This window comes from Mycobacterium asiaticum (genome assembly GCF_001668675.1).
GTDB lineage: Bacteria > Actinomycetota > Actinomycetes > Mycobacteriales > Mycobacteriaceae > Mycobacterium > Mycobacterium asiaticum_D.
On the sequence record NZ_LZKQ01000143.1, the window covers coordinates 24,472 to 35,420 of the forward strand.

The window sequence follows — 10,949 nt, forward strand, 5'->3', positions numbered from 1 at the left end:
TCATGCGGCGCGCCGGGTGCACACGCCCGCCATGTCCGCCAGCGCGGCCTTGATCAGCGTGTCGATTCCGCTGGCGTCCAACGCTTTCTGTGCGATGTCCACCCGTTCGGTGATGAGCTCCTCGATCCATTGCACCGCGCCGGTGGCGAAGATCAGGCCGCGCCAGTGATCCAGGGCGTCATCGTCGAGCGTCTCGGCGTTGATCAGTTCGCCGAATTCGCGCCGGGTCGACGTGTCGGCGAGTTCGTAGGCGGCCACCACCACGCTGGTGGCCTTGCGCTCGAGCAGGTCTCCGCCGTTCGGTTTACCGGTGGCCGCGGGCGAGCCGAAGATGCCCAAGATGTCGTCGCGGAGCTGGAAGGCCTCGCCGACCGCGGAGCCGTAGTCCCCGAGCCGCGACAGCGTGGACGCGTCGCAGCCGGCCATTGCCGCACCGATCTCCAGCGGTCGGCGGACGGTGTAGTTGCCGGACTTCATCCGGGCCACCCCGAGCACCGCCTTCAGCGTCGGGAGATTACGCAAATCCAGTGTGATATCGGCGAATTGACCCACCGCCAGCTCGGTGCGCATGGCGTCGTACCGGGGCCAGGCCCGCTGTAGCTGGTGCGGTTTGAGGCCGCAGTTACGCAGCACTTGCTCGGCCCAGATCAGGCAGAGGTCACCGAGCAGGACCGCGGCTGATTCCCCGAACCGACGCGAGCAGCCCGACATGCCGTGTTGCCGATGCCAGTCCGCGAACTGGACGTGTGCGGCGGGACGCCCGCGACGCGACGGCGAATCGTCCATCACGTCGTCTTGCAGCAGGGCGAAGGTGTGCAACAGTTCCAAACTCGCGGTAGCGGACAATGCCGCGTCGCTCGGCGGCGCGCCGCACATCCACCCCAGGTACATGAAGGTGGACCTCAGGCATTTGCCGCCCTCGACGAACTTCAGCAGGATCTCTCCGGCCACGTCCACGCCGCAGTCCAGCAAGTCGTCCGCGCAACGGGCGGAGACGAACTCGGCGATCTGGGCCAGCACCGAGCGTCGCAGGCCCTCTCGCCAGGAGTCGAATTGGTCCGGGGCGGGTAGATATGCGGCACTTGGCCGAGTGGCGCCGAGGCGGACTCTCGGAAACTCGTGCACAGCCCCCACCGAAGCCTCCCTCGGAATTTGTGTCAGCGAATGGGTCAACCGCTGACCCGAACGGCCCAGATCCACGCCGTCTACCCCCTCCAAACGAAAACAAACCAACGACCCGGGGAGTACCCACCGCGGGGACTATCTTCACTTAATTAATCGTTAATTTATTGAATGATTCTTCGCGTTGCGAACCGGGGGAGCAGTTTGGGCGGGTATCGCCGGGGTATCCCCCGGCCACCAAGCACCGCTCGCCAAGGATGGTGAGGCTCCGTGAAGACGTGCACGAAGACCACGTGCGGCGGCCTCCCGCTGGCGATCACCTTCGCACTCTCGATGTTCTGGCTCAGCTCTCCGGCGCGCGTCGACGCCGAGACCAAGGTGCCGGTCCATCCCGGCATGGCGATTCACCAGGCCCAGACGGCGTGCACCTTGGGGTTCGTCGAAACGCGGTTGCGAATGGCGATCACGGTCGGCCGCTGCAGCGGGCTGGCGGTGATTCGTGACGGTCAACAGAACGTGGTCGGCACGGTGGTCCGGACCAGCCACGACGTGGCGTCCGCGCAGTTCGCCACCTCGCCGCCACCGGCCGTCGGGTACCAGGTGATCGCGCTCGGCGCCCACGTGAGCGCAACCGACACGCTGCCCAACGGCCGCCAGTTGCGGATTGCGCCGGGCGTGGCGGTGCAACCGGGTTTGGCGGTATGCCATCTACAAGCTCCGGCGGGGGAGTCGTGCGGCTCGGTCGCCGCGGTCAGCAACGGCCGGTTCGTCATTCCGGGAACAACGGTCGGTGACCGCGAGCTCGGCGGACCGGTATACACCGTCGCCGCGGACAACAGCGCCGTGCTGGTGGGGCTGCTCGAACGGGACGCTGTTGGTGCGGTCGAGGCCTCTTCGTGGCGTGCGGTGATGCAACAACTCGCTGCCGATGCAAGGGCGCTGTCGCCCCCGCAGCCGGCGGTCCGCCTGGTCAGCATTGCGGGTCCCCGCGCGTGAGCGCTTGTGTTTTCTAGCCCGCAGAACGGGAACCCGGCGCCGGTGAAGGTTTCAGATCTCGCCGCGCTGCCCTTCCAATGGGGCTCAGCAATCCGCGGCAAACGGTTCTTTCATCCGATCGGCGTGGTGGCCGAGGGCTCGATCGAGCGGATCGCCCCGAAGGACAGGGGGTTGCCGATCCCGTCGTCCGACGTGGTCGCCCGGTTTTCCAAGGCGACCGGCACCCCCGCGGCCCTGCCGGACTTCATCGGCCTGGCCATCAGAGTGCCCTCTGGGCCCGCGCAGTCCAAACCCTGGGACGTGCTGCTGGTCTCCGCCGGTTCGGGCATCTTGACCCGGGCGCTTGCGCTGCGACCGGTCACTTCCTGGAGCGGTCCGAATCTGACCACGTTGATGCCGCTGAACTACGGCGGAACCAAGTGGTGGCTGCGGGCCCGGATCGAAACCCCGATCGACGGCACCGGCGTATCGCTCGACAACGTGCGAGAGCGGATCGAGCACGGCGGCGTGGAAGTGGCGATCGAACAGGCCCGCGGCAGCGCCGATTTCGAAAAGCTGGCCCGAATGACGCTGAACCGAGTGGTCGACCTGGGACCGGGCGAAGACGTCTCGTTCGACCCGGTGCTCAACACCGCTCCCGGGGTCAAGCTGTATCCCGGGTGGCTGGCCGATCTGCGGGCGAGTGCCTACGCGCGCAGCCGTGATGGACGCGACGCAGACGATTCGGGCGACATCCAGTGACCAAGCGGATCGTCGTCACCGGTGCCAGCGGCAATGTCGGCACGTCGGTGCTACAGCGGCTCGGGGAGGCCGGCGCCGACTACGACATCGTCGGTATCGCCCGCCGTGAGCCGCCGCAACAGGACGTGTACCGGGGCGTCGACTGGCATCAGCTTGACGTAGCGGACGACGGCGCGGAAGCCAAGCTGCACAACATTTTTCGCGGTGCCGACTGCGTCGTCCACCTGGCCTGGGGGTTCCAGCCCACCCGCAACATCCGCTATCTGTACGACGTCGGCATCCGCGGGACTTCGGCGGTCCTGCGCGCCGCCCACAGCGCCAATGTGCCGCACCTGGTGCACATGTCCTCGCTGGGCACCTACGCGGCCGGGCGGTACGGGCATAAGGTCGACGAGTCGTGGTCGACGGCCGGGCTGGGCACCTCGGTGTACAGCAGGTCCAAGGCCGCCGCGGAGAAGCTGCTCGACGACTACGAGGGCACGCATCCCGACGGTGTCGGAATCTCCCGGCTGCGGCCCGGCCTGATCCTGCAGCGACGGGCGGCGGCCGGTCTGCGGCGTTACACGCTGCCGGCTTACATCGATCCGGCGTGGTTGCGCTGGCTACCGGTGCTGCCGCTGGATCGCTCGCTGACCGTGTCGATGATCCACTCCGACGACGTCGCGGACGCCTGCGTGCGGGTGATCGAGAGACGCGCCCTAGGGCCGTTCAACCTCGCCGCCGAACCGCCGGTGACGCGCGACGATGTTGCAAAGATCCTCGGCGCCAGGCCGATTCACGTTCCGGCGGCGCTGCTCGGGCCGCTGGTGCAGGCGTCCTGGCTGGCGCGGCTGCAGCCCATCGACCGCGGCTGGTTCGACATGGCGTTCGCAGCACCGCTGCTCAGCACCGACCGGGCCCGCCGTGAACTGGATTGGTCACCGCGCCGGTCCGCTCTGGAAGCGCTGGAAGAACTGGTCGACGGCCTGGTGCACGACAACGGCACGGCGAGCCCGGTCCTGCGGCCGCGCTCACTTCTCACCGCGATCACGCGCAACCTGTCCCGGGGCCCGGTCACCACCCGACAGGTCCCGTAAGCGGCTGGCCCTCGAATCGGTCGAAGATCCCCACCGAGCGTCACGCGGGTGTGGCATTCGACGCCCAACGTCACCCCAGAGTGACGCTCGGGGCGCTGGGGTAGGAATCAATGAAATCGGCCGGCGCTTTAGCCCTTAGCGCCGCGACCGAGTAGGTGGCGCAGGGCCGACTCCAGATCGGGCCGGCGGAAGGCATGTCCTGCCGCCACGAGCCGGGCGGCGCTCACGCGCTGATTGGCCAGCGCAAGTTCGCGGGCGCCCTGCTCGCCGAGCAGTACCCGCGGGCCCAGCGCGGGCACCGGCAGGACCGCCGGCCGGTGCACCACCCGAGCCAGCGTGCTGGTGTATTCGCTGTTGCGGACCGGTTGCGGCGCAACGGCATTCACCGGTCCGGACAGGTCAGTGTCCCACAGTCCGCGGTGATAGATGTCGAGCAGATCGTCGATCCCGATCCAGGAGAACCACTGCCGGCCGTCGCCCAGCGGGCCGCCCAGTCCGGCGGTGAACAACGGCCGCAGCAACCGCAGGGTCCCGCCACGCGGGGACTGCACGATGCCGGTGCGCACCAGCACTACCCGTGCTCCCGCTTGCTCGGCCGGGGTGGTCGCGTCCTCCCAATCGGCGACGACGTCGGCGAGAAACCCGTCGCCCCGTTCGCTGCCTTCGGTCAGCGGCTCGTCGCCGCGGTCGTATCCGTAGTAGCCGATTGCAGAGGCCGAGATCAGCACCGCGGTACCGGTGCGTGCCACCAGTTCGGCGAGCCGGCGCGTCGGGCCGATTCTGCTGTCGCGGATCGTCTTTCGGTGTTTGTCGGTGAATCGGCCGGCGATGGAGGCGCCGGCCAGGTGGATGACCGCGTCCACACCGTTCAGCAGCTCCGGGTCGGGATCGGCCGGATTCCACTGCCGCTCGTCCGGCCCGTGCGCGGTGCCACGGACCAGCCGGATGACGCGATGGCCACCCGTGCTCAGGAACGCCGTCAACGCCGTGCCGACCAGCCCCGAGGAACCCGTCACCGCCACCGTGGACGGCCGCAGGCCGTGCCGGTCGGCACGCGCGTGCGCGGCGAGATCGTCGGCCAACTGATGGTGCCGGTAGGCGAACATGGCGCGCAACGCCGACGCCGGCACCGGGGTCTCGACTCGGTCGATGACCCGCGTTTCGGTCGCACTGACTTCCTCGAAGTCGTGCGTGTGCCGCCAGCGGGCGACCAGGCGCGGGGGCAGCGACGCCAAGCCGTCGCTGCTGATGGCATCGACGAAACGCCTTGGGGGATCGTAGAAATCGGGCTGATGCTGGGCGACCCAGCGCAGCCCGCCGGGCAGCGCGAGGATGGCGCGGCCGTCCTCGAGCGATTCGGCTTCGGCGATCAGGCGCATCGGTGACCAGGGCGGGGAGAGTCGGTTGAACGCACCGGGTCTGGCGTACCAGGCGAAGACCTCGTCGCGCGAAGCGTCGATCACGCTGGAATAGTTGATCCCCATCCCATGACGTTACCGGTCCGGCAGCGCGTGCTCGACGATGGGCAACCGCGGTAGCGGTTGGCGTTCACCGCGCTTGGCCGCCAGGTATACCTGCGCGGTTTCATTGGCCACGGTCTGCCAGTCGAAGTCGGAGCTGAGCCGCTTGCGGGCGGCGCGGGCGCGCCGTTGCGCGGCGGCGACGGCGGCGAGCACGGTGCGCACCGCGGCGGCAAGAGCGGCCACGTCGCGCGGGGGACACGACACGCCGGTGACGCCGTTGATCACCGCCTCGCCCAGCCCGCCGATATTCGACGTCACCAGGGGGATGCCGGCGGCGGCGGCCTCGAGCGCGGCCAGGCCGAACGGCTCGTAGTGACTGGGCAGGACGGCCGCGTCGGCCCGGTGCAACAGCTCGAGCAGTTCGGCGTGCTCGCAGTGGCCGGCAAAGCGGATTGCCTTGAGCACTTTATGTTTACGGGCTTGCTCGACCAGCCACTCCTGCTGGGTGCCGTCTCCGGCGATGGTCAGCGTGGTGCCCGGGTGGGTGCGGCGAATTCGCGCCAGGGCCGCAATGGCGTCGTGCACGCCCTTCTCGTATTCCAGCCGTCCGACATAGAGCAACTCGGCCGGCCCGGTGCGGGGGCGGCGAGGGGCGAACGGCCAGCGTTCGGCGTGGATGCCGTTGGGTATCACCGTCGTCGCGGACAAGCCGGGTCCGAACAGCTCGTTGATCTCCTCGCTCATCGACACCGAACACGCGATGAGCGAATCGGATTCACGCACCAACCACGACTCGACGGCGTGCACCTGACGGCTGATGGGCCCGCTGACCCAGCCCGAGTGCCGACCGGCTTCGGTCGCGTGGATGGTGGAGACCAGCGGCACGTCGTAGTGCTGGGCGAGCGCGACCGCGGGGTGGGCCACCAGCCAGTCGTGGGCGTGTACCACGTCGGGGCGCCAAACGCGTTCGCTGCCAGGCTGTTTCAAGGAGAGGCCGGCGCGTGTCATGGCGTGTCCCATGGCCAGCGTCCAGGCCATCATGTCGCTGCTGAAGGTGAACTCGTGCGGGTCGTGTGCCGCCGCGATCACCCGCACGCCCTCGCTGATGCCGTCCGACGTCGGGTGGGTGCCGGCGTCGGTGCCGGTGGGGTGCCGGGACAACACGACGACGTCGTGCCCGGCCGCGGCCAGAGCGGTGGACAGATGGTGCACGTGCCTGCCGAGGCCGCCGATGACCACCGGCGGGTACTCCCACGAGACCATCAGAATCTTCATGCGAGGGCCCCTTCGCCGCGCGAGGGTGCGCGGAATGCCGCCGCGCGCGGCGTGTCGCTGTACCCACACGCACGCTCGCGGCGGAAGGGGGAGGGGCCGTTAGCGCCGGCCAGGCCGGCCGCTGCGGAGGTCACCGGGGCAACCTGCGGGCATCGAGGGCACCGAACAGCCCGTCGGCCCGGTTCCACCCGTCGGCCAGGCGCTGTGCGGCGTCACGCCGGCCGGACGCCAACGCCCCGGCGATCTCCCGGGTGGCGTGGGCATGCAGGTGCGCCCGGTAGCGGGCGTAGTCGGCGGCGGAGTCCTTGCTGACCATGAACGGCCAGTCGCTGGACACGGTCAACAGCGTCTCGCGCAGGATCTGGTCGGCGACGTGATCGCGGGGGGTGGGCCCGTCCAGCGATGCCGTCTGGGCCAGCGCCTTGTCGACGGTGGACAGCGCGGTGTCCACCACCTCGGCGTTGAGCTGCACCAGGTCGGCCACCTGCTCGCCGTTCCACACCTGCCAGTCCTTGCCGGAACCCCATGAGCTGGGCGGCAATTCGACCGGAGAGCCGACGAACCCCGCAGTCATCGCATCGTTGAGCGTGCCGACTTGGACGCCCGCGGCGGGCAGCGCCCGCAGTACTCGCGCCAGCCAGGTGGGTCCTTCGTACCACCAGTGCCCGAACAACTCGGTGTCGAACGCGGCGACGACGTGGGCCGGGCGGCCGATCCGCTCGGATTCCGAGAGCAGCCGATTGCGGACCACGTCGACGAAGTCGGCGACATGCATGTCGACCGCGCGGTCGGCGCGCTCGGGGTCGTACGGCGCCTTGCCCTCCGAGGCGACGCCACGGCCGGTGACCCGGGCCGGCTTCAGGCCGGTGAGGTGGTCGTAGGTGTGGAAATCGCGGTAGGCGGCGTGCCCGGGATAGCCGGACTTGGGCGACCAGACCCGGTAGCTGACCTGCAGGTCCCGGCCGAACGCGACGACGCCGGTGTTGCCGACGGGCCGGCCCAGTGCGGTGTCGCCGTGTAGCGAGGGGCCGTCGACCATAAAGTGACTCACACCGGCGGCCGCGTACTCGGTTTCCAGGCCGGGGGCATAGGCGCACTCGGGTGCCCAGATGCCGGTGGGCCGCTGGGCCATCCGCAGCCGCGCGTCGGCCAAACCCTCGCGCAGGGCGAACTCCCGCAGTCGCGGGTTCAGCAACGGTTGGAAGGGATGGGCGAGCGGGCCGCCGAGCAGCTCCACCGTGCCGGCCTCGATCAGCCCGCGCAGCAGCGGGCTGCCACCGTGCCGCCACAGCGTGGCGAAATCGTCCAGCGCCTGCTCGGCCTCCGCGGACTCGCGAACACCGAAGGCCCGCAACGCTTCGGGTGTGCACGAGAGATAGCCCGCGGATTTCGAGCGGGGCACCGATCGCACGCTGGCGGCCTCGGCCGCGCGCAGCCGCCAGTTGGCCAGCCAGTGGTACATGCCGTCGAGGCAGTACGGGTCGTCGAGTTGGGCATTGACCACCGGCGTCATGCCGAGGGTGATCAGGCCGCGGCGATCCTCATCGGCCAGCTCACGCAACACCCGGAACAACGGCAGATAGGCCGCCGACCACGACTGGTAGAGCCATTCCTCGCCGACTGGCCACCGGCCGTGATGGGCCAGCCACGGCAGATGCGTGTGCAGCACCAGGGTGAACATGCCCGGTACCCGGTCCCGCTCGGCGGCGAAGGTGTTCAAGCGCGCACCGCGATCGCAACTAGATCGAGGCTGTCGTCGATGTGGCGGTCACCGCCTGCCGGGACGAGATCGAAGTCGGCGGTGGTGACCGCGGCGACGTCGGCCACCAGTTCGGGCGGCCACGGCGCGTCGGCGACCGCCCGCTCGATCTGCGCGTCGATGATGGAGCCGCCGTGGCGGGCATCCATCTCCTGTAGGCGGGGTCCATGGAACAGCCCGGACATGGCGACGTGACCGAAGCCGCCGTCCACCAGCAGTTCGCTCAGTTCGTCGGCGTTCAGCTCGCGGGTGTGGAACGGGTTGATCGGGGTGTCCCGGCCGGGGGAGAAGGTGATCCGATTCGGGGTGGACATCATCAGGAGTCCGCCCGGCCGCAGCACCCGGGCGCACTCGCGGACGAACTGGCCCTGGTCCCACAGGTGCTCGATGACCTGGAAGTTGACCACCACATCTACTGACGCGTCCGGCAGCGGCAGGTCGGCGAGGTTTGCCCGCATCACCTCGACCCGCGGGTAGCGGGCCCGGACATGCGCCACGGCGGCCTCGTCGTAGTCGACCGCAATCACCCGTTTGGCGACGCCTGCGATCAAATCGGCACCGTAACCTTCGCCACACCCGGCTTCGAGCACCTCCCGGCCCGCGCAGCGCGGCGCCAGCCGCTCGTAGACCACCTCGTGTCGGCGGAACCAGTAGTTCTCAATGTCCAGGTCGGGGATGGTGCGCTCGCCGGTCAGCGTCAATACCGCGGCAGCCTCCGCCGGTGAATCGGCGGGGATCCGGTCGGGTCCCTCGGGGACGAATGCGCTCATTGCTAAGGCAGGCTAATGCCTGGCGCCCGATTCGCGAACCGGGCAGCCGATCCAGGCGAAAGAATGCCCAGTACTACCCGCTATGGTGTGAGGGCAGACCGCAAAAAGTTACCGCCTAGTAACATGCCTGTGCGGTCGCGTAAACGCGTGACCTCAGTCCCGCAGCTAACGCTGTGGGACTCCGTCAAGGAGGACGAACCACACTTATGACGAACATCGTGGTCCTGATCAAGCAGGTCCCAGACACCTGGTCGGAGCGCAAGCTTTCCGACGGCGATTTCACGCTGGACCGCGAGGCCGCCGACGCGGTCTTGGACGAGATCAACGAGCGCGCCGTCGAAGAGGCGCTGCAGATCCGCGAGCGCGAAGGCGGCGAGGGAACGGTGACCGTGCTGACCGCCGGTCCCGAACGCGCCACCGAGGCGATCCGCAAGGCCCTGTCCATGGGCGCCGACAAGGCCGTCCACCTCAAGGACGACGGCCTGCACGGTTCCTGCGTCGTGCAGACCGCGTGGGCGCTGGCCCGTGCGCTGGGCACGATCGAGGGCACCGAGCTGGTCATCGCCGGTAACGAGGCCACCGACGGCTCGGGTGGCGCGGTGCCGGCGATCATCGCCGAGTACCTGGGCCTGCCGCAGCTCACCCACGTGCGCAAGCTGTCCGTCGAGGGCGGCAAGGTGACCGCCGAGCGGGAAACCGACGACGGCCTGTTCGCCCTCGAGGCCACGCTGCCCGCGGTGGTCAGCGTCAACGAGAAGATCAACGAGCCACGCTTCCCGTCGTTCAAGGGCATCATGGCCGCCAAGAAGAAGGAAGTAACCGTCCTGACCCTGGCCGAGATCGGCGTCGAGAGCGACGAGGTCGGCCTGGAGAACGCGGGTTCGACGGTGCTGTCCTCCACGCCCAAGCCGCCGAAGACGGCCGGCGAGAAGGTCACCGACGAGGGCGAGGGCGGCAGCCAGATCGCTCAGTACCTGGTGTCCCAGAAGATCATCTGAGCGCAATTCCTGACTAGAGAGCAGATAACCCATGGCTGAAGTACTGGTGCTCGTTGAGCAAGCTGAAGGTGCCCTCAAGAAGGTCACTTCCGAACTGATTACCGCCGCACGCGCGCTCGGCGACCCCGCCGCTGTCGTGGTCGGCGCCCCCGGCACGGCCGAGCCGTTGATCGACGGGCTGAAGGCGGCCGGTGCCGCGAAGATCTACGTCGCGGAGTCCGACGTCGTCGACAACTACCTGATCACCCCGTACGTGGACGTGCTGGCCACGCTGGCCGAGGAGTCGACGCCGGCCGCGGTGCTGCTGGCCGCCAACGCCGACGGCAAGGAGATCGCCGGCCGGCTCGCGGCCCGGATAGGTTCGGGCCTGCTGGTCGACGTCGTCGAGGTCAAAGAGGGCAACAAGGCCGTGCACTCCATCTTCGGTGGTGCGTTCACCGTCGAGGCGCAGGCCAACGGCGACACCCCGGTGATCACGGTCCGTGCCGGTGCCGTCGACGCCGAGCCGGCCGACGGTGCCGGAGAGGTCGTGAACGTCGAGGTGCCCGAGCCCGCCGAGAACGCGACCAAGATCACCTCGCGCGAGCCGGCGGTCGCCGGCGACCGCCCGGAGCTCACCGAGGCCACCGTGGTGGTGTCCGGTGGTCGCGGTGTGGGCAGCGGGCGGCGCCCGCGCCCCCGCGGGTACCGACGGCAATGGCGGCAACGCCAGCAACGGCGGGGTCGGCGGGGCGGTCGGCATCCGGCTG

10 protein-coding genes are annotated in these 10,949 nt (G+C 69.1%); 5 read left to right on the top strand and 5 right to left on the bottom strand.

Annotation, left to right across the window (positions count from 1 at the left end; translation table 11 throughout):
* A complete protein-coding gene (locus A9X01_RS12375) occupies positions 1-1,032 on the bottom strand; it encodes a polyprenyl synthetase family protein (protein ID WP_253849106.1) in 1,032 nt (343 codons plus the stop codon).
* Positions 1,033-1,392: 360 nt separating this feature from the next.
* On the opposite strand from A9X01_RS12375, the gene A9X01_RS12380 reads away from it, so the two are divergent.
* The 3 genes from A9X01_RS12380 to A9X01_RS12390 are packed head-to-tail and all read left to right on the top strand — an operon-like array spanning position 1,393 to position 3,935.
* On the top strand, positions 1,393-2,118 hold the full coding sequence (locus A9X01_RS12380; protein ID WP_081282342.1) for an Rv1815 family serine proteinase: 726 nt from the start codon (positions 1,393-1,395) through the stop codon (positions 2,116-2,118).
* Between the two features lie 42 nt (positions 2,119-2,160).
* Positions 2,161-2,859: a phosphodiesterase gene (locus A9X01_RS12385; protein ID WP_065121057.1), complete on the top strand. Its 699-nt coding sequence runs from the start codon at positions 2,161-2,163 to the stop codon at positions 2,857-2,859.
* On the top strand, positions 2,856-3,935 hold the full coding sequence (locus A9X01_RS12390; protein ID WP_065121058.1) for an NAD-dependent epimerase/dehydratase family protein: 1,080 nt from the start codon (positions 2,856-2,858) through the stop codon (positions 3,933-3,935). The genes A9X01_RS12385 and A9X01_RS12390 overlap by 4 nt, the downstream gene beginning before the upstream one ends.
* A 128-nt stretch (positions 3,936-4,063) precedes the next feature.
* On the opposite strand, the gene A9X01_RS12395 is transcribed toward A9X01_RS12390, so the two are convergent.
* From A9X01_RS12395 to A9X01_RS12410, 4 genes are all read right to left on the bottom strand, one after another.
* Positions 4,064-5,419 (bottom strand): TIGR01777 family oxidoreductase, encoded by a 1,356-nt coding sequence (locus tag A9X01_RS12395; RefSeq protein ID WP_065121059.1) that lies wholly within the window; start codon positions 5,417-5,419, stop codon positions 4,064-4,066.
* 9 nt (positions 5,420-5,428) lie between these two features.
* Entirely contained in the window at positions 5,429-6,673 is a 1,245-nt protein-coding gene (locus A9X01_RS12400) for a glycosyltransferase family 4 protein (protein ID WP_065121060.1), read from the bottom strand.
* Positions 6,674-6,803: 130 nt separating this feature from the next.
* Positions 6,804-8,354, bottom strand: coding sequence for a 1,4-alpha-glucan branching protein domain-containing protein (locus tag A9X01_RS12405; RefSeq protein WP_065121070.1), 1,551 nt, complete (start codon positions 8,352-8,354; stop codon positions 6,804-6,806).
* A gap of 35 nt (positions 8,355-8,389) precedes the next feature.
* Positions 8,390-9,202 carry a class I SAM-dependent methyltransferase gene (locus tag A9X01_RS12410; protein WP_065121061.1) on the bottom strand — a complete coding sequence of 271 codons (813 nt, stop codon included), beginning with the start codon at positions 9,200-9,202 and terminating at the stop codon, positions 8,390-8,392.
* A 206-nt stretch (positions 9,203-9,408) separates the two neighbouring features.
* Here A9X01_RS12410 and A9X01_RS12415 point away from each other — a divergent pair, with 206 nt between their 5' ends.
* Positions 9,409-10,200 carry an electron transfer flavoprotein subunit beta/FixA family protein gene (locus A9X01_RS12415; RefSeq protein ID WP_065121062.1) on the top strand — a complete coding sequence of 264 codons (792 nt, stop codon included), beginning with the start codon at positions 9,409-9,411 and terminating at the stop codon, positions 10,198-10,200.
* Between the two features lie 31 nt (positions 10,201-10,231).
* On the top strand, positions 10,232-10,949 hold a 718-nt coding region (locus A9X01_RS12420; protein ID WP_081282343.1), incomplete at its 3' end, for an electron transfer flavoprotein subunit alpha/FixB family protein.